16 protein-coding genes and 1 tRNA gene are annotated in these 17928 nt (G+C 62.5%); 9 read left to right on the top strand and 8 right to left on the bottom strand.

Annotated features, from left to right (window positions below; all coding sequences use genetic code 11):
* Positions 1 to 5: 5 nt before the first annotated feature.
* Positions 6 to 1406 (bottom strand): M20/M25/M40 family metallo-hydrolase, encoded by a 1401-nt coding sequence (locus HH213_RS14400; protein WP_169112669.1) that lies wholly within the window; start codon positions 1404 to 1406, stop codon positions 6 to 8.
* Positions 1407 to 1528: 122 nt separating this feature from the next.
* Here HH213_RS14400 and HH213_RS14395 point away from each other — a divergent pair.
* Positions 1529 to 1604: transfer RNA gene (locus tag HH213_RS14395), tRNA-Phe, on the top strand.
* Between the two features lie 86 nt (positions 1605 to 1690).
* Here the strand turns inward: HH213_RS14395 and HH213_RS14390 are convergent.
* Complete coding sequence (locus tag HH213_RS14390) at positions 1691 to 2785, bottom strand: serine hydrolase domain-containing protein (protein ID WP_169112668.1); 1095 nt, start codon at positions 2783 to 2785, stop codon at positions 1691 to 1693.
* A gap of 158 nt (positions 2786 to 2943) precedes the next feature.
* Between HH213_RS14390 and HH213_RS14385 the strand changes: the two genes are divergently transcribed.
* Positions 2944 to 3912, top strand: coding sequence for a DUF4424 family protein (locus HH213_RS14385; RefSeq protein ID WP_169112667.1), 969 nt, complete (start codon positions 2944 to 2946; stop codon positions 3910 to 3912).
* Here HH213_RS14385 and HH213_RS14380 read toward each other — a convergent pair.
* The 3 genes from HH213_RS14380 to HH213_RS14370 form a co-directional block, all read right to left on the bottom strand.
* Entirely contained in the window at positions 3909 to 4427 is a 519-nt protein-coding gene (locus HH213_RS14380) for a hypothetical protein (RefSeq protein ID WP_169112666.1), read from the bottom strand. The two genes, HH213_RS14385 and HH213_RS14380, sit on opposite strands and share 4 nt — an antisense overlap.
* 90 nt (positions 4428 to 4517) lie before the next feature.
* Positions 4518 to 5384, bottom strand: coding sequence for a substrate-binding periplasmic protein (locus HH213_RS14375; RefSeq protein WP_169112665.1), 867 nt, complete (start codon positions 5382 to 5384; stop codon positions 4518 to 4520).
* Between the two features lie 48 nt (positions 5385 to 5432).
* Complete coding sequence (locus HH213_RS14370) at positions 5433 to 5912, bottom strand: hypothetical protein (protein WP_169112664.1); 480 nt, start codon at positions 5910 to 5912, stop codon at positions 5433 to 5435.
* 206 nt (positions 5913 to 6118) lie between these two features.
* Here HH213_RS14370 and HH213_RS14365 point away from each other — a divergent pair, with 206 nt between their 5' ends.
* Both HH213_RS14365 and HH213_RS14360 read left to right on the top strand, forming a co-directional pair.
* Positions 6119 to 7375 carry a cupin domain-containing protein gene (locus HH213_RS14365; protein ID WP_110846584.1) on the top strand — a complete coding sequence of 419 codons (1257 nt, stop codon included), beginning with the start codon at positions 6119 to 6121 and terminating at the stop codon, positions 7373 to 7375.
* Between the two features lie 83 nt (positions 7376 to 7458).
* Positions 7459 to 8727: an Nramp family divalent metal transporter gene (locus tag HH213_RS14360; RefSeq protein WP_169112663.1), complete on the top strand. Its 1269-nt coding sequence runs from the start codon at positions 7459 to 7461 to the stop codon at positions 8725 to 8727.
* A 5-nt stretch (positions 8728 to 8732) separates the two neighbouring features.
* On the opposite strand, the gene HH213_RS14355 is transcribed toward HH213_RS14360, so the two are convergent.
* Positions 8733 to 9647, bottom strand: a complete 915-nt coding sequence (locus tag HH213_RS14355; RefSeq protein WP_169112662.1) for a LysR family transcriptional regulator — start codon at positions 9645 to 9647, stop codon at positions 8733 to 8735.
* Between the two features lie 195 nt (positions 9648 to 9842).
* On the opposite strand from HH213_RS14355, the gene HH213_RS14350 reads away from it, so the two are divergent.
* The 4 genes from HH213_RS14350 to HH213_RS14335 all read left to right on the top strand — a co-directional run bounded on the left by HH213_RS14350 (position 9843) and on the right by HH213_RS14335 (position 12957).
* Positions 9843 to 11855 (top strand): S9 family peptidase, encoded by a 2013-nt coding sequence (locus HH213_RS14350; RefSeq protein WP_169112661.1) that lies wholly within the window; start codon positions 9843 to 9845, stop codon positions 11853 to 11855.
* Positions 11856 to 11942: 87 nt separating this feature from the next.
* A complete protein-coding gene (locus HH213_RS14345) occupies positions 11943 to 12227 on the top strand; it encodes a type II toxin-antitoxin system RelE/ParE family toxin (RefSeq protein ID WP_169112660.1) in 285 nt (94 codons plus the stop codon).
* 12 nt (positions 12228 to 12239) lie between these two features.
* Positions 12240 to 12506 carry a HigA family addiction module antitoxin gene (locus HH213_RS14340; RefSeq protein ID WP_110846580.1) on the top strand — a complete coding sequence of 89 codons (267 nt, stop codon included), beginning with the start codon at positions 12240 to 12242 and terminating at the stop codon, positions 12504 to 12506.
* A 154-nt stretch (positions 12507 to 12660) separates the two neighbouring features.
* Positions 12661 to 12957, top strand: coding sequence for a HigA family addiction module antitoxin (locus HH213_RS14335; RefSeq protein WP_169112659.1), 297 nt, complete (start codon positions 12661 to 12663; stop codon positions 12955 to 12957).
* Here HH213_RS14335 and HH213_RS14330 read toward each other — a convergent pair.
* Complete coding sequence (locus tag HH213_RS14330) at positions 12911 to 13924, bottom strand: LacI family DNA-binding transcriptional regulator (protein WP_169112658.1); 1014 nt, start codon at positions 13922 to 13924, stop codon at positions 12911 to 12913. The genes HH213_RS14335 and HH213_RS14330 overlap by 47 nt on opposite strands.
* A complete protein-coding gene (locus HH213_RS14325; protein ID WP_169112657.1) occupies positions 13911 to 14726 on the bottom strand; it encodes a polysaccharide deacetylase family protein in 816 nt (271 codons plus the stop codon). The genes HH213_RS14330 and HH213_RS14325 overlap by 14 nt, the downstream gene beginning before the upstream one ends.
* Positions 14727 to 14971: 245 nt before the next feature.
* On the opposite strand from HH213_RS14325, the gene HH213_RS14320 reads away from it, so the two are divergent.
* Entirely contained in the window at positions 14972 to 17875 is a 2904-nt protein-coding gene (locus HH213_RS14320) for a TonB-dependent receptor (RefSeq protein ID WP_229263431.1), read from the top strand.
* The last annotated feature ends 53 nt before the right edge of the window (positions 17876 to 17928 follow it).

Here is a 17928-nt window from a genome sequence, read left to right as displayed (position 1 = left end):
CCACCCTATTCCGTCGCCAGCCGCTTGCCGAGGCGGTACAGGTATTCCTGGCCATCGTACAGCGACTTCACGCGAATGTGCTCATTCAAACCATGCGCACCGCTGCCTTCCGGACCATGGAACATGCCGCTGACGCCATACGTCCAGATGCCGGCATTGTTGAGGAAACGGCCATCGGTGCCGCCGGTCGACATGGTCGGCACCACCGGCACGCCCGGCCACATGGCGTTACTGATATCTTCCACCGCCGCCATCAGCACCGGCGTCATGGGCGGCATCGGGCCATCCACGCCATCACCGATGCGGGTGATCTTGATCTTGTCATCGGCCACCACGCGCTGCAAGGTCGCCTGCACCTCGGCGATCGGCTCGCCCGGCAGAATGCGGCAATTGACCGTGGCCCGCGCCCGCTGCGGCAGCGCATTATCGGCGTGGCCGGCATCGACCTTGGTCGCCACGCAGGTGGTGCGCACGGTGGAATTGTGGACGGGGCTCACTGCATACAAACGCTCCAGCGCCGCCTGGTCCGGCGGATCTTGCAGGATCGCCTTCATGTCCTGCGCCACCTGGCCCTTCTCAATCGTCGACATGCGCTCGTAGTACGCGCGCGTGACCGGCGACAGCTTGAACGGGAACGAGAACTGCCCCAGCCGCGACAAACCATCGGCCAGATGATAAATCGCGTTGTCCTTGAACGGCGCAGAACTGTGGCCGCCGGGATTGGTCACCTCCAGCTGGAAGCTCTGGTAGATTTTTTCGCCAGCCTGGATGCCGTGGCGCACCGGCTTGCCGTCCTTGTCCAGCAGACCGCCGCCGCCTTCGTTCAGCGCGATCTCGGCGTCGATCAGCGCACGGTGATGGTTGACCAGGTATTCGGCGCCGTCAAACTGGGACGGCACCAGCTCCTCATCGCAGGTCAGCGCCAGGATAATGTCGCGCTTCAGCGGCAGCTTCTCTTTTTTGTAGAGCAGCATATTGTTGACGAAGGCGGCGGCCATCGCCTTGTCGTCCGACGAACCGCGCGCGTAAAACATGCCGTTTTCCTCGACCAGCTTGAACGGATCGCGCTCCCAGTCCTCGCGCTTGGCCTCGACCACGTCGATATGGGCCAGCAGCAGCAGCGGTTTCTTGCTGCCGTCGCCCTTCAGGCGCGCGATCAGATTGCCTTTTTGCGGGCCGCCGGGCGGGATGATCATCTGCAGTTCGTTGTCCTTGAAGCCGCCGGCTTTGAGGCGCCTGGCCATCTTCTGCGCGGCCACGGTACAGGAGCCAACCGAATTGGTGGTATTGGTCTCCACCAGCTCCTGGTAAATCGACCGCATCTGCTGCTGAACCGGCGTCAACGCCGCCCCGTGCGCCGCGCCCGCCGCCGCCAACACCGCCAACCACCAAGCCGCCTTGTTCATATCGTCCCTGTCTGATGAGATTGTCTAATTGACTAAATTTATCCCTCCACCATATTGCTGTCAATAAAATGGATTCAGCCCCTTGCCAAACCCGGCAGCTGGTCGCTATAATTGCGGCCCTTGGCCTGGTAGCTCAGTTGGTAGAGCAGAGGATTGAAAATCCTTGTGTCGGTGGTTCGATTCCGCCCCGGGCCACCAAGAATTCAAAAAAGCGCCACCTTCGGGTGGCGTTTTTTTTGTTCCCCAGCGTCACACCTTGTCGGACAGCACAGCCCCCGACAAGCCTACCGAGATTTGTAAAGCCTGGCTATCTGCGGGATGAAACGTTGGGGATTCGCTCCGGCGAGATTGGTGAGTACGATGATGGCCAGTTGTTCATCCGGATAAACGATGAATGCCGCACGCGCGCCGCCTATCCCCGCCACTTGCCGATCCGGCGCGGCATGTAGTACCGGCCATCCCGCGCCCCAGTCTCCGTCAGCACCGCTGTTCAGTTTTTCAGGTGTCCACATATTGTCGACATTAGCTGCACTGATGAACTTACCGCTCGACAGCGCCATAATCCAGCGCGCGACTTCATCGGCAGTGGTCTGCATTCCACCGCCAGCCCAAAGGCTGTAAGGAATCTCGTAGATCCAATGGGACAAGCGGTTGTCGTCGCCGCTGGCCATGGTGCCGCGCGGCGAGTGGCTGTAGATCGTCGCCGCATTGGTAACGAGGTCATAGCTGTCGCCGAACGTTGACAAGGGCATCTTTGCCGGTGCGAACTGGTTCTTTGCAAGATACTGCTCGTACGGAATTTTTGCTTGCTTGGCGATGATCTGCGCCAGCAGTCCATAGTTCGTTTGATTGTAGGCAAACCTGTCACCAACCGGTGCATCCATCGGCAAGGCCTTCACTGCCTTCCAGGCATCACGTTCACTCGCCCCGGCAATCAGACCTTTCTGGTCGACGATATCGGGGAGGCCGGACGTGTGCCCCAGTAGTTGGCGAAGGCGAATTCCCCGCCAACTCTCAGGCAGGTCATCCAGATAGCGTGAGACCGGGGCGTTAAGATCGACCAGCCCGGCTTCGGCCAACTGCATCATGGCGACGCCCGTAAACGCTTTTGTCGCGGAGTTGATGGGAAACAGCGTCACAGGCGTGACCGGCACGCTATTCTCTACATTGGCCAAGCCATAGCTTTCCGATAAGACAAGCTGACCGTCTTTGATAACGGCAATCTGCAAACCAGGAATGCGCAGTTCCTTCATGGTCTGCTGTATCAATTGGCTCGCCGATCGGTTGGCGTCATTTACTGGCGCTGCCGACGCGCCAGGGCAAAGAAACCAAGCCGCAGCACAGGCGCTCGATATGAAGAGATATTTCTTAAACTGCATGAATCCTCCCTGGTTGAGCTTGCGAGTGATCTGAGCAGCACAACACAGCACGCTGCAGTTCAATTGAACGGCATTGTCGGAACTCTTAGGTATATTGTCAACTTTTTACTTTTTCCTAAAAAGCACCGTTTATGAAATCTGCCCTCGCAGCCGTCCTGATGCTCCCCCTCCTCGCCAGCGCCAATGACGGTATTGGCGGCGTCAGTGCGGGTGGCATTGTGTTCCGCAAGACCGACGCCATCGCCATGAAGAAGGAAGTGCTCACCGTCAGCCACCGCTTGATCAGCGTTGACTATGAATTCCTCAACGAGGCGGCGCAGGATGTGGAGGAGACCATCATCTTCCCGCTGCCCGCCTATCCGGCCGCGCAGCAGCCCAACGATACGTACTACGGCCAGCCCAACGGCTTCTCAATCAAGGTGGACGGCAAGCCGGTCGGCTTCCGCACCGTGGTGCAAGCGCTGCTGGACAAGAGAGACGTCACCGAACAACTGCACAAGCTCGGCCTGACCGACGCACAAATCGCCTATCACCCGTCCTTCAGCCCGCCCACCAAGGAGCAGCCGTTCACCACCCAGCAGCGCCAGCAGCTCACCAAGCTCAAGCTGATCGCCGAAGGACCGGATGGCGAGATGGCGCCGGCGTGGCAGATCCAGGTCAACTATGTGTGGCAGCAGAAGTTCCCCGCCAATAAGGTGGTGCGCGTGCATCACGAGTATCGCCCCTTTATCTCGGCCGGTCCCGGCGAATCGGGCATGGATGACGAGACCGCCAAGCTGTATTGCGCCGACGCCGCCTTTCTGAAAAGCTGGCACAAGCTGGCCAAGCGCAACAACGATCCCACCGGCAGTTATCTGAGCGCAGCCAAGGTCTCGTACATCCTCAAGACCGGCAATACCTGGAAACACGGCATCGAGGACTTCACGCTGAACGTGGTCAAGACCGCGCCAGCCCAGCTGGTCAGCCTGTGCTTCCCCGGCGCCTTCAAGAAGACCGACGCCAAGACCTACCAGGTCCACCTGAGCAACTTCCAGCCGGCCCAGGATCTGGACGTCTACTTCGGCAATGTCGAGCCGTCAGACGATGCCAACAACGGCGTGATGCCGGTGTTGGACAAAGGCCGCTAGCGCCTGCGTGCGGCCAGGTAGCGCTGGTAGCCGGCCGCCAGCAACATGAAGAACGCCGTGTGCGCCACGGCAAACCACACCATGCCAGTCAGCCGCAAGTGGGCGCTGCCGGCGACGCCCTCGCCGCTGTACGGCAGGATGACGAAGGCGTTCAGCAGCCAGACCAGCAGCGCATACAACAACCCTTTGCGCCAGAATGCGCCAGGCAGGCGCGGCTCCAGGATCATGGTGTAGATCAGCGCCATGCCGAGGCCCACCACAAAATGAAAGCCGCCCTGGAACACGGCGCTGTTGACACTCGGCCCGCCCAGCGTGCGCCAGGCAGTGGCAACGCCGATCCAGTCCAGCACCGGTCCTGCCAGCGGCGCAATCAGCCGCAGCAGGCCGCCCTTGGCGGTCTGCACGGAGAACAGGTCGGCTGCCCTCAGCAGCAGCATATTGATGGTAATCGCCACCGCGCCGACGTAAAGCGCGCCAGCAAGCCGCTGCCCTGGCATTGAATATTGAGAAGTCATGTTGGATCTCACCGCACTGGAAAGACCCAGTATAGAAATCCCGGTCTGACGAAAACATGACGCGGCGATGACATCTTCGACCGACGCCCGCTATGGCCGCCCCGGGTGGTACCACAGTGCGCGCCGGCCAAGCGGCGTGGCGGCCGACAGCAGCGGATTGCGCAACTCAAACACGCGACGCGCACCCAGCGTCGAGCGCGCCGTCATCTCGCCGAAGTATTCCTGAAACAGCCGAACATAGCTGCCGTCGGCCAGCATGCTTTCCAGTCCGCGCTGGATGGACGCCGCCAGTGCAGTATTGGATTTTTTAACGAAGAAGTAGAACGCGCTCGGATAATGCAGCGCCAGTCCCGGCGCCACCATCAGTCCCTGCTGGGCGAAAGCGGCCGCCTCGTGCCAGACCTCAAACACGGCGCGCGGAAAATAATCGACCCGCCCGGACTCCAGCATCTTGAACATGCCGGCGTAGTCGGACGCCGTCTGCACCTTGTAGTGGTTGGCGCGCAGGATATCGGTGTCGGGCCAGTCGTGTCCTTGCAGCGCGTCCAGCGCCTGCAGCTCGGCGGCCTGGCGGATGGCGCCGAAGCGCGCGGCGTCGCTGCGGCGTATCAGCAGCAGGCGCCAGCCGATCAGGCCCATGTCGAGCGGAATCCGCACCGGCAGCAAATCGCGCTCGCGCGTCTGCGACGTCATGGTCCACAGCACATCGACCACGCGGCCCGCCTGCAACTCGGCCAGCGCGCGGTTTTGCCGCATCATGACGGCGGTCGGTTGCAGCGCGTAGTCATGGCCGGAGCGCGCCAGCGCCATGCGCAGCAGGCGCACCGGATAGTGCTCGGCGCCGGTGCCATGCCCTTCCGCTTCCGATTGCGGATGCCGCACCAGCGTGGCGCCGCGCGCCGGCGTGATGCCCAGCGCCAGCGCGCTGCCCAGAATGAATCGTCTACGGTCGAACATGACCGGATATTAACTTAAAAGCAATTCAACGTAAAATGACGAAATGTATCAACCATGGCGCGCCGCCAGCTTGGCGCGCAGCTCCTTGATTTCGGCGGCGTAGTTGTCGCGCGCGGTGACCGCGCCCACCAGTTCCATCTCGGCCGTCAGGCGGGCGTCCGACAATGCCGCCGCGGCCGCCACGTTGCGCTCGATCTGCGCGCGCAGGTCGGCCAGTTGCGCATCCTTGCCTTCAATGGCCAGCTGATCCTTGGCCTTGCCGACCAGCGCGTCGGTGGCGATGCTGCGCGCGTTGCGCAGCTCGGCCATCAGCTGTTGAATCTCCTCGTCGCGCTCGTCGGCCAGCGCCTTGGCCTGGTCGCGCGCGGCGGCGGTGTCGGCCAGTTCGGTGCGGGCCGTCTGCAATGCCTCTTCGGTGCGCGCCAGCGTCTCGCGCGGCCCGGCCACAGCCGCTTCCGCCGCCTGCTGCACCCAATCGCCCAGCGCGCTGACGATGGCTTCGGGAATCTCCAGTTTTGCTGCGGTCATTGCGGGCTCCAGTCAGGTGAGAATTCATACAATACCGCAGGCATTGCCATCGGGCAAGCTTATGGCGCCGGCCTTGGCCATCCTGCCAACACTATCAACAACGCTTATGACGGCGCCAAAGAATTTCTGAATATTCATTGTAGGGAGCGGCACCTACTATGACCTGACCGGGTGCATTCCGACATCCAGATATCAGGAGAACCAACATGACTGACTTGAAACGCCGCAGCGTCCTGGCCAATGCCGCCGCCGGCGCCGTCGCCCTGGGCGCCACCGCCGCCGTCAAAGCCGCTGAATTCGGCAACCCAGACCGTCCGCTGCAAGGAGCAATCAACTCCAGCGCCATCGCCAACGCCGAGCCCGGCCCGAAAAATACCATCCTGCGCGACCAGATGCCGTCGTTCACCAATCCGCCGCCGACCGACGTTGGCGGCATGGCGATTCCATGGGCCTCATTCAACCTGGCGCACAAGCGTATCCAGGACGGCGGTTGGGCCCGCGAAGTCACCACCAAGGCCTTCCCGATTTCCAAGGACATCGCCGGCGTCAACATGCGCCTCGGCCCTGGCGGTGTGCGCGAGCTGCACTGGCACCAGCAGGCGGAGTGGGCCATCATGGTCAGCGGCGAGGTGCGCATCACCACCATCGACAGCCTGGGCCGCGCCGAAGTGGCCGACGTCAAGACCGGCGACCTGTGGTACTTCCCGCCCGGCCTCCCGCATTCGCTGCAAGGCCTGGGCGCCGATGGCGGCGAGTTCGTACTGGCCTTCGACAACGGCGCCGCCGGCGAGTTCAACACGCTGATGGTGTCCGAATGGCTGGCCCACACGCCGCCGGACATCCTGGCGCAAAACTTCGGCATCCCGGCCGACAAGTTCAAGAACATCCCGCTGGAGCAGTTGTGGATTTACCAGGGTGCCCCGGCCGGCCCGCTGGCTGCGGCCCAGGCGTATTCCGCCTCGTCGGCCGGCCGTCCCGACCATCCATTCATCTTCCGCACCGGCGCCATGGCGCCGACGCTGCGCCAGCCCGGCGGCGAGGTGAAGATTATCGACACCCGCAACTTCCCCATCTCCAAGACGGTGGCGGCGGCGCTGGTCACGCTGCGTCCGGGCGGCCTGCGCGAGATGCACTGGCATCCGGATGCCGATGAATGGCAATACTTCATCCAGGGCAAGGGCAGCATGACGGTATTCAACGCCGGCCCGGCGGCGCAGACGGTCGACTTCAACCCCGGCGACGTCGGCTATGTCGAGAAAAACCTCGGCCACTACGTCAAGAACACCGGCAGCACCGACTTGGTGTTCCTGGAACTGTTCAAGTCGGATCACTTCTCGGAAGTCACGCTGTCGCAATGGCTGGCCAACACGCCGCGTCAATTGGTCAAAGAGCACCTGCGGGTGGACGACGCCACGCTCGACGTGATCCACAAGCTGAAGGACCGCCGCGACGTGCTGGCCTGAAGCCCCGGCACCACCCGCCCACCGCCGCGCCCATATCAGCGAGCGCGGCGGACTGAACCACGCTACCGCAGGAGAGCCGCCCCATGTTTGCCGCCATCGATAGCAAGGCCACTGTCGCCGCCATGCGCGACAGTCTCGACCACCCACAGCGCGGCGCGCGCGGCCTGCTGGCGTTTGCCGGCCCGGCGGTGATCGCCTCGGTGGCCTACATGGACCCTGGCAACTTCGCCACCAACATCCAGGCCGGCTCTACCTATGGCTATCAACTGCTGTGGGTGGTGCTGCTGGCCAGCCTGGTGTCGATGCTGTTCCAGGCCATGTCGGCCAAGCTCGGCATCGTCACCGGCCGCAGCCTGGCCGAGCTGTGCCGCGATGAGTTCCCGCGCCCGGTGGTGATCGCCATGTGGCTGGGCTCGGAAGTGGCGGCGATGGCCACCGACCTGGCCGAATTCATGGGCGGCGCGCTCGGCATCTCGCTACTGTTCCATATCGCGCTGGGCTGGGCACTGATGATCACCGGCATCGTCACCTACGCCATCCTGTCGCTCGACCAGGCCGGCTTCCGGCCGCTCGAAATCGTCATCGGCGCGCTGGTCGCCGTGATCGGTCTCAGCTATCTGGCTGAGATGATCATCACGCCGCCGGACTGGCACGCGGCGCTGTTCCACAGTGTGGTGCCCGAGCTGCACGGCAAGGACGCGCTGATGCTGGCGGTCGGCATCGTCGGCGCCACCATCATGCCGCACTCGATCTACCTGCATTCCGGCCTGACGCAGAACCGCGCGCCGGCCCGCAACGATGAACAGCGCCTGCGCCTGGTGCGCTTTTCCAACCGCGAAGTGATGCTTGCGCTGGGCGTGGCCGGACTGGTCAACATGGCCATGGTGGCGATGGCCGCCAGCGCCTTCAGCAGGAGCGCGCCCGGCATCACCGACATCACCGTGGCCTATCACACGCTGACACCGGTGCTGGGCGCTGGCGCCGCGCTGCTGTTCCTGATCTCGCTGCTGGCGTCTGGCATTTCCAGTTCGGTGGTGGGCACCATGGCCGGCCAGAACATCATGCAGGGCTTTGTCGGCTTCCACATTCCGATGCTGGCGCGGCGCCTGATCACCATGGTGCCGGCGGTGCTGGTGTGCCTGACCGCCAATCCGATGAGCGCCATGATCGACAGCCAGATCGTGCTCAGCATCGTGCTGCCGGTGCCGCTGATCGCGCTGGTGGTGCTGTCATCGCGCCGCTCAATCATGGGCCGCTTTGCCGCCGGCCGCAAGCTGACCTGCATGGCGGTGCTCGCCACCGCCGCCATCATCGGCCTCAACCTCGCGCTGCTGTGGCAGGCGCTGGCATGATGTGCTTACAGCACCGCCAATGGCGCCAGCCGCAGCGCCGCCTCGTCCAGCAAAAACTGGCGGAAGCCGCGCGCCACCGACGGCAACGGCCGGTCGCCACAATGCACCACATGCCACTGGCGCTTGACCGGCAAGCCCTGCACCGCCAGCACTGTCAGCAGGCCGGCGCGCACATCGGCCTGCACCTCCTGCGCCGACAGCAGGCTGACGCCCATGCCGGCGATCACCGATTGCTTGATCGCCTCGCTGCACCCCAGCTCCATGAAGCGCGGCGGATTGGACAGGCTGAGGAAGATGTCGTCGGCCACGATGCGGGTGTCGGTGCCGCTCTCGCGCACCAGCAGGCATTCGCTGGCGATGCGCGCCACCGGAATCTCGCGCTCGGCGGCCAGCGGATGCATGGGCGACGCCACCAGCACGAACGGATTGGCGGCAAACGGTTCTGCGGCCAGGCTGGGCAGGGACGGCGCGCGCACCATCACCGCCAGGTCCAGCTGGTCGGCGCGCAGCATGGACAGCAGTTGCTCGCGCGGCCGCACCTGCATCTCCAGCTGGAGCCCGGCATGCTGCTGGAGAAAGGCGTTGATCATGTGCGGGAAGAAACGGCTGCCGGACGTGATCAGGCCGACCCGCAGGCGCTGCACGGCGCCAGTCATCAGGTCGGCCAGCGACTGCTCGGCGGCGTTCAGGTCCGCCAGAATCACCTGGCAGTGGCGCAGCACCAGCGAGCCGCCTTCGGTCAGCGCGATGCGCTTGCCGCTATGTTGAAATAGCGGCAAGCCCGCCAGCCCCTCCATCTGCTTGATCTGCATCGACACGGCCGGCTGGGTCAGGTGCAAGTCTTCCGCCGCGCGCGAAAAACTCAGGTTGCGCGCCACACTTTCAAAGATTTTAATCTGGCGTAGTGTTATGTGTTTCATGGGTGGATCAGTCTCCTTCTGCAGCCAGTGTAGGCAGCTTTGAATTGAGCGGCCCCTCCCGCTTGGTTAGCGATGGACCACTCATTCCAGCTATTAGACCATTCATCGCAGCAGGCTGCAGGCTGTCGCCCCGCTGTGGCGCGGGCGTGTTAAATTGCTATGCTTGGTCTTCCATCCACTGACGATGAGGTATCCATGATCCGCTACGCCCTGCCTGCCCTGCTCCTGGCCAGTGTCTTGCCAGTTTATGCCCAGTCTCCCGCCGCCGATGTGCCGCTGATCGAACGCGGCAAGATTTTTGGCAACCCCAGCAAAACCGCCGCCAAGATCAGCCCGGACGGCAAGTGGCTGTCGTGGATCGCGCCGCGCGACGGCGTACTCAATGTGTGGGTCGCGCCGGCCGACAAACTGTCCGACGCCAGGCCGCTGACCGACGAAAAAAACCGGCCGATCCGCAACAGCTTCTGGTCGCCGGATTCCAACGTGGTGCTGTTCATCCAGGACAAGGGCGGCGACGAGAACTTCCTGCTGTACGGCGTCAACGTCGCCAGCGGCAAGCAAACCAACTACACACCGTTTGAAAAGACCCGCGTGCAAGTGCTGCAGATCAGCAGCAAGATCAAGGACCGCATCTTGGTCGGCGTCAACAACCGCGATCCCCGCTGGCACGATGTCTACAGCCTTGAGCTGGCCAGCGGCAAGCTGACGCTGGTGCAGCAGAACGCCGGCTACGGCGGCTTCGTGGCCGACGACAACCTCAAGCTGCGCATCGCCCAGAAAGCCCGTGACGATGGCGGCGCCACCTACTACCGCATCAGCGACGGCAAGATCGATACCACGCCACTGGCCGAGGTCAGCCTGGAAGATTCGCAGACCACCGGCCCCGGCGCCTTCACGGCGGACGGCAAGACGCTGTACTGGATCGATTCGCGCAACCGCAACACCGCCGCGCTGGTGGCGCAGGATGTCGCCAGCGGCAAGGCCACCGTAATTGCCGAAGACACCCGCGCCGACATCGGCCAGCCGCTGTTCGACGAACGCACAGGCCGCGTGCAGGCCTACACCGTCAACTACCTGAAGCAGGAATACATCCCGGTCGACAACAGCATCAAGGAAGACCTGGCGTTCCTGAAGAAAAATACCAAGGGCCAGTTCGCCGTCACCTCGCGCACCGAGGCCGAGGACAAATGGCTGGTGGCGGTCGATCCCGTCACCGCGCCGGCCTCGACCTGGCTGTACGACCGCAAGGCCAAGAAGCTGACCCAGCTCTACGTCAGCCGGCCGGAGCTGGACGGCGCGCCGCTGGCGGCTATGCATCCGCAGGAGATCAAGTCGCGCGATGGGCTGACGCTGGTGTCCTACCTGACCTTACCGAAATCGGTGGACGCCAACGGCAGCGGCAAGGCCAGCAAGCCGGTGCCGATGGTGCTGCTAGTACACGGCGGGCCGTGGGCGCGCGACGGCTTCGGCTATAACGGCTACCACCAGTGGCTGGCCAACCGCGGCTACGCGGTACTGTCGGTGAACTACCGCGGCTCGACCGGCTTCGGCAAGAAATTTATCTCGGCCGGCGACCTGCAATGGGGCCGCAAGATGCATGACGACTTGATTGATGCGGTGGACTGGGCGGTCAAGAACGGCGTCACCACCGCAGACAAAGTGGCCATCATGGGCGGCTCGTATGGCGGCTACGCCACGCTGGCCGGACTGACGTTCACGCCGACCACCTTTGCCTGCGGGGTCGACATCGTCGGCCCGTCCAACCTGTTCACGCTGCTGCAAACCATCCCACCATATTGGGAAGCGGGCAAGCAGCAGTTCTACAAGCGCATGGGCGACCCGACTACCGACGCCGGCAAGGCCCTGCTGAAGGAACGTTCGCCGCTCAACTTCGCCGCCGATATCCAGCGGCCGCTGCTGATCGGCCAGGGCGCCAACGACCCGCGCGTCAACGTGCGCGAGTCGGAACAGATTGTGGCGGCGATGGCGGCCAAGAATATTCCGGTGACGTATGTCGAGTTTCCGGATGAAGGCCACGGCTTTGCGCGGCCGGTCAACAACATCGCCTTCAACGCCGTGACCGAAAACTTCCTGGCCAAATGCCTGAGCGGCCGCGCCGAACCGATCGGCGGCGCCCTCAAAGCCTCGACGGCCCAGGTCAAACACGGCGCCGAATTCGCCCCCGGCCTGGCGGACGCCATCAAATAAGACCATCACCCTTGTGCTGCCTCAGTAGCTGACTGAGGCACGCACGATACGCTGGCGGTATTCCCCCGCCGCCAGCGATGGTCGACAATGCCGATACAGTCCTTTAAATGCAGAGACACGGAAAAAGTGTTTAACAACCTTGCTGTGCCGAGGTTCGCTCAGTTTCGGTCCGCGCTTGAACGAAAGCTGCGGCAACTGAATATTGCGAACGACCTTGATGACTTAAGAGTTCCAACGGGAAATCGCCTCGAAGCGCTGGCCGGTACACGCCAAGGACAACATAGTATCCGCATCAATAAGCGCTACAGGATTTGCTTCGTGTGGACCGCCGCTGGACCGTCTGAAGTCGAGTTGGTGGATTATCACAGCTAGAAGGAGGTAAGCATGCTTGAAGATAAAATGCGCCCGATTCATCCAGGCGAAATCCTGCGCGAGGATTTCATGGTGCCGTTAAAGATGAAGCCTGTAGCGTTTGCCAATATGCTCGACTTGCCGGTTGCCGTAGTCGCCGAAGTGCTTGGCGAGAAACGCAGCGTGTCCACCGAAATTGCTACGCATATCGTGCAGCATTTTGGCGGACACGTGGATTTTTGGCTGCGCCTTCAGCAAAACTACGACGACAAGATCGCCCAAGGCAACCACGGCATCTAATTCGCTCCCCGGCCTGGCGGACGCCATCAAGTAAGACCATCACCCTTGTGTTCCTCAGTAGCTGACTGAGGCACGCACGATACGCTGGCGGTATTCCCCGCCGCCAGCGATGGTCGACAATGCCGATACAGTCCTTTCAAACGCGGAGGTCAGCATGCTCGAAAACAAAATGCGTCCCGTTCACCCCGGCGAAATACTGCGGGAAGACTTTCTTGTGCCGTTGAAGATGAAGCCGGCAGCGCTGGCCAAGGCGCTCGACTTGCCACCGTCACTCATCGCCGACATCATCAACGAAAAACGCGACGTCACCGCAGAAATTGCATTGCGGGTTACGCAGCATTTTGGCGGCGACGTGCAATCCTGGCTCAATCTACAGGCCAGCTACGACAAGAAAATCGCACGGCTCAAGCCTGGCCAGCCCTTGCCAGCGACGCCCGCAGCGTCATTGTGACGGGGTAGTTGCGGGTGACGGGGCGTTGCAGGTCGTAGCAGCGGTTCAGCAGGTCGCTGACGCCGTTCTGCGTCATCTCGCGCCACGGCATGTGCACCGTGCTCAGACGCGGTGCGGAGAACTCAGCGCTGGGCGTGTCGTCGTAGCCGATGACGGAAATCTCGTGCGGCACGCGAATGCCTGCTTCCTGGAAGTACGACAGCGCACCCGCCGCCATCTCGTCGTTGGCGCAAAACATCGCGGTGCAGCGTCGCCCCGACTCCACCAACTCTTTCGCCGCCGACCAGCCGCCTGCCGGCGAGAAGTCTTTCTCCACCGCCCACATGGCAGCCGTGTCGATGCCGGCCGCCGTCAACTCGACCTTGAACGCCTCGACCCGCGCCACGTTATCCGGCAAGCTGGCCGGACCGGACACCAGCGCGATCTCGCGGTGACCATGATCGAGCAAGGTCCGCGCCGCGATCTTGCCGCCCAGCTTGTGATCGACGGTGAAGCACTGCCCGGAGATGCTGTCGAAATAATGATTCAGCACCACCATCGGCTTGGGACGGGGACCCAGCACGCTCAGGTCTTCCTCCTGCAACACGTTGGTCATCAGGATCAGCCCATCGCAACCACGCTCGACCAGAAACGCCAGCCCTTCGATGGCCTGCTGGCGCGCACCGCCCAGCCCGGCGCCGAACGCCACCACCATGTGCAAGCCGGCCGCGCGCAATTCGTTGTCGATGATTTGCAGGATAGGCGTGTAAAACGTCCCGCTCAGCACCGGAATGTACACGCCGACCATCTTGCTATTGCCGGACAACAGCGTGCGCGCCGCATGCGACGGCCGGAAGCCCAGCTGGTCGATGGCGGCCCGCACCTTGACCAAGGTGGCCGGCGACACCGAACCCTTGCCGCTCACCACCCGCGATGCCGTGCCCAGCCCTACACCCGCCAGGCGGGCTACGTCTTTAATGGTCGCCACGTTGAGTCTTCACATAAGTCATGATGTTCAGGAAAGTATCGGTCCAGTAGCGCTGCCGGTTGGCCGCAAGGTACTGTACCAGTTCCTCGTGCGCAGCGGCACTCGTCGTCAGATAGTCGCCACCGACGCCGTGAAAGGTGAAATTGACCATGGTTCCCTTCGCCGCCGCTTGCTGCACAATCGCAATCAGCTGCTGGCCGCTCAGGCCTTCCGGCGCATACACGCCCACCGCCGACGGATTCAGCGTGGCCATCGACGGCGTCACCGCCTCGCCTCCCACCTTGATGGCGACAAACGCCGGCGCCACCGTTTTCAGGTAATCGGCGCCGGCCGCCAGCGTATCGCCGCACGGCACGGTGTAAGTGCGTTCGCGCTTGCTGTCGATCGCATACAGCATGGTATTGCCCAGCATGACCTGATCCTGCATCTGCGCCACGCTGGTGGTGTCGAGGTCGCGCTGCGGCTGCACCCAGTCGTGGCCCGGCGCGCGCCGCGAGCATTGGTGGAACAGGCTGTGATTGCCCAGCTCGTGACCATTGCGGGCCGCCGTGCGCCATTCCGCCATCCGTTTGTCCACCGCCGGATTGGACAGCTGCAGATAAAAACTGCCCTTCAGCCCGGCGCGGTCCAACGCCGGAATGGCGATATCCAGCTGCGAATCGAGGGCGTCGTCATACGCTAAGCTGACCGCCGCCTGGGCACCGTGCGGCCATTGGAAAGGTACTCCATTTTGCGCCGCAACAACGCCCGTCAAGACACTCATCCACGCTGCCGCCAGCACCTGCAAAGTCGTTATTTTCATCAAAAGTGTCTCTTTTTGGAAACGTTCCCAGATCATGTTGCACGCCTTATCTTCCTATGTCAACCAAAACGGGTGCACAATTTTAAGGCATGCCAAATTGACTTTGAATTTCGATCAATGCTATATTCGCCATGTTAGTTGGAAAGGTTTCCAAGAACACGGTAAAAAGTAGCAGGCAGGCGGTTGATAAAAACACAGAAAACACAGGAGATGACATGCATTATCCGAAGGCACGACAAACATTGATGAGCCTGGCAGTAGCCAGCGCATGCGCGGCCGCTGCCGTGCCAGCCATGGCGCAAGACGCCCCGGTCAAAGCGGCGGAAGCAACGGATGTTCAGAGCGTCGTCGTGACCGGCCTGCGCCAGTCACTGATTTCGTCGATGAACCTGAAACGCAATTCCGACGGTATCGTCGACGGCATCGTCGCCGAAGACATCGGCAAGTTCCCGGACACGAACCTGGCCGAGTCGCTGCAACGCATCTCCGGCGTCTCGATCGACCGCTCGATCGGCGAAGGCTCGAAGATCACCGTGCGCGGTGTCGGTCCCGACTTCAATCTGGTGCTGCTGAACGGCCGCCAGATGCCGACCTCCAACCTGGGCGACCTGAACGGCCGCGCCTTCGACTTCGCCAACCTGGCGTCGGAAGCCATCTCGCAGATCCAGGTCTACAAGACCAGCCGCGCGGAAAACGCCACCGGCGGCATCGGCGCCACCGTCAACGTCATGACCGCCAAGCCGTTCGACCGTCCTGGCATGCACGCCAGCATCGGCGCCAAGGCGGTGTACGACACTTCCAACGACAACCTGCCGTCCGACGTGCAAGCCAGCCGCTCGCTGACGCCGGAAGTCTCGGGCCTGTACTCCAATACCTTCGCCAACAACACGATTGGCGTGGCGCTGACCGGCAGCTACCAGGAACGCAACCTGGGCTATAACACCGCCGCCGTCTCCAACGGCTGGAAAGGCCCGTACGCCGGCAACACCGGCCCGCTGATCGGCGCCGGCAACCAGGTCACCAACGCCCCTGGCGCGACCGACCTGTACTCGCTGCCGCAAAACCTGAACTACAACTTCAACGGCGTCAAACGCCAGCGCACCAACGCCCAGCTGACCTTGCAGTACAAGCCGGTCGATTCGCTGGTCACCACGCTGGACTACACCTACTCGGAAAACAAGATCCAGACCAAGCGCAACGACATCTCGGCCTGGTTCAACTTCGGCCCGTCGGCCAGCTCGTGGACCAAGGGTTCGCCGACCAGCCCAACCAGCTGGACCGAGTTCGTCTCCGGCAGCGACATCGCCATGGGCGCCGCCGACTTCGCCACCAAGACGCAGAACAAATCGCTGGGCTTCAACGCCGTCTGGAAAGCCACCAACACCCTGCGCTTCGAGCTGGATACCCACCATTCGACCGCCGAGTCCGGCGCCGACAGCCCGTTCGGTTCCAGCAACACGCTGGGTACCGCCAGCTTCAGCCGCGGCACCACCACGGTCGACTTCAGCAAGGACTTCCCGGTGCTGAGCATCCAGGGCGCCGACTTCGTCAAGGCCGGCCAGCAAGTCACCGGCTCGGTGTTCACCAACTCGTACATGAAGGGTGAAGTCGACCAGACCCAGGTCAAGGGTGCATGGAAAGTGCTGGAAGCGTCCGAGCTGAAATTCGGCGGCAGCTTCAACAAGGTCGAGAATCGTTCGGCCTTCTCCAACCAGCAGCGCGACACCTGGGGCGGCGCCACCAGCCCGGCCGACTACCCAAGCAGCGTCTGGCACCCGAACTCGATCGGCCAGTACTTCGACCAGATCAACGGCAGCGCCAACCCGAACCTGTTCAACCAGTTCTACACCTTTAACTTCGCCCAGGTGCGCCAGATCGCCGCTACCGCGTCCGGCCTGCCGGCGCTGTACATGCCGAAGAGCACCTTCGACAACGACGCCCGCACGCAGGAAAAATCCAAGTCGGCCTTCGTCCAGTTCAATACCGACTGGGATACCAAGTTCCCGATCCGCACCGCCATCGGCGTGCGCTACGAGAAGACCGATGTCATCTCGACCGCGCTGGTACCGGCCGCGACCGCCATCAGCTGGGTCTCGCAGAACGAGTTCCCGATCACCTTCGGCGCCCCGACCTTCACCACGCTGGGCGGTTCCTACCACAACGTGCTGCCGAGCTTCGACTCCGACATCGAGCTGACGCCAACCCAGAAACTGCGCTTCAGCGCCGGCGAAACCATCGGCCGTCCACGCTACGACCAGATCCAGGGCGGCCAGACGCTGAACTCGCTGGTACGGACCGACGGCGGCACCGGCTCGCAAGGCAACCCGGCGCTGAAACCGGTCAAGTCCAAGAATCTGGACCTGTCTTACGAGTGGTACTACGGCAAGCAGAACTTCTTCTCGGTCGGCTACTTCAAGAAAGACCTGGAAAACTACGCCGGCCAATCGCAGATCGACGCCACCCCGTTCAACCTGCACACGCCGGTGGGCGGTGCGTTGTGGAACGAGGCGCTGTCGGCCGGCAAGTGCCTGGCGTCGGATACCACCTGCATCCGCAACTACATCTTCACCAACCACCCGACCGCGCCGGGCGTCACCGCGCCGGGCGTGAACGGCAACGTCAACGGCACCATCGTCGGCCAGCCTAGCGATCCGGTTGCCAACTTCCGCATCACCTCCTTCTCCAACCAGAAGAAGGCCAGCCTCAGCGGCGTCGAGCTGAACTTGCAGCACATGTTCGGCGACAGCGGCTTCGGCGTGTCGACCAACTACACCTATGTGCATTCGGGCCTGCGCTACGACAACAACAAGGTGGGCGAGCAGTTTGCGCTGGTCGGCTTGTCGAACTCGTCGAACGTGGTCGGTATCTATGAGGACAAAAAGTTCACCGCGCGCGTGGCCTACAACTGGCGTGGCGAGTTCCTGTCGTCGACCTTCGACGGCTCCGGTCCTAACCCGCAGTATGTGGAAGCGTACGGTCAGGTCGACATCAGCCTGGGCTACAACTACAACGACAAGCTGAGCTTCCAGATCGAGGGCATCAACGTCGGCAACTCGATCCAGCGCGTGCATAGCCGTACCCAGAACCAGCTGGAATCGGTGACGCAAGCCGGCCCACGTTACATGGTCGGCGCGCGCTACAAGTTCTAACTCACTGTTGTAACTTCACCACGAAAAGCCGCTGCGGATCAGCTTAACCCGCA

The organism is Duganella dendranthematis, from assembly GCF_012849375.1.
GTDB lineage: Bacteria > Pseudomonadota > Gammaproteobacteria > Burkholderiales > Burkholderiaceae_D > Rugamonas > Rugamonas dendranthematis.
The sequence above is the reverse complement of the archived record's forward strand: the minus strand, read 5'-3'. Positions and strand labels throughout refer to the sequence as shown.

Excerpts from the sequence above, each read along its gene's own strand:
- HH213_RS14400 (WP_169112669.1), bottom strand. The coding sequence starts at position 1,406 with ATGAACAAGGCGGCTTGGTGGTTGGCGGTGTTGGCGGCGGCGGGCGCG.
- HH213_RS14390 (WP_169112668.1), bottom strand. The coding sequence starts at position 2,785 with ATGCAGTTTAAGAAATATCTCTTCATATCGAGCGCCTGTGCTGCGGCT.
- HH213_RS14385 (WP_169112667.1), top strand. The coding sequence starts at position 2,944 with ATGCTCCCCCTCCTCGCCAGCGCCAATGACGGTATTGGCGGCGTCAGT.
- HH213_RS14380 (WP_169112666.1), bottom strand. The coding sequence starts at position 4,427 with ATGACTTCTCAATATTCAATGCCAGGGCAGCGGCTTGCTGGCGCGCTT.
- HH213_RS14375 (WP_169112665.1), bottom strand. The coding sequence starts at position 5,384 with ATGTTCGACCGTAGACGATTCATTCTGGGCAGCGCGCTGGCGCTGGGC.
- HH213_RS14370 (WP_169112664.1), bottom strand. The coding sequence starts at position 5,912 with ATGACCGCAGCAAAACTGGAGATTCCCGAAGCCATCGTCAGCGCGCTG.
- HH213_RS14365 (WP_110846584.1), top strand. The coding sequence starts at position 6,119 with ATGACTGACTTGAAACGCCGCAGCGTCCTGGCCAATGCCGCCGCCGGC.
- HH213_RS14360 (WP_169112663.1), top strand. The coding sequence starts at position 7,459 with ATGTTTGCCGCCATCGATAGCAAGGCCACTGTCGCCGCCATGCGCGAC.
- HH213_RS14355 (WP_169112662.1), bottom strand. The coding sequence starts at position 9,647 with ATGAAACACATAACACTACGCCAGATTAAAATCTTTGAAAGTGTGGCG.
- HH213_RS14350 (WP_169112661.1), top strand. The coding sequence starts at position 9,843 with ATGATCCGCTACGCCCTGCCTGCCCTGCTCCTGGCCAGTGTCTTGCCA.
- HH213_RS14345 (WP_169112660.1), top strand. The coding sequence starts at position 11,943 with ATGCCGATACAGTCCTTTAAATGCAGAGACACGGAAAAAGTGTTTAAC.
- HH213_RS14340 (WP_110846580.1), top strand. The coding sequence starts at position 12,240 with ATGCTTGAAGATAAAATGCGCCCGATTCATCCAGGCGAAATCCTGCGC.
- HH213_RS14335 (WP_169112659.1), top strand. The coding sequence starts at position 12,661 with ATGCTCGAAAACAAAATGCGTCCCGTTCACCCCGGCGAAATACTGCGG.
- HH213_RS14325 (WP_169112657.1), bottom strand. The coding sequence starts at position 14,726 with ATGAAAATAACGACTTTGCAGGTGCTGGCGGCAGCGTGGATGAGTGTC.
- HH213_RS14320 (WP_229263431.1), top strand. The coding sequence starts at position 14,972 with ATGAGCCTGGCAGTAGCCAGCGCATGCGCGGCCGCTGCCGTGCCAGCC.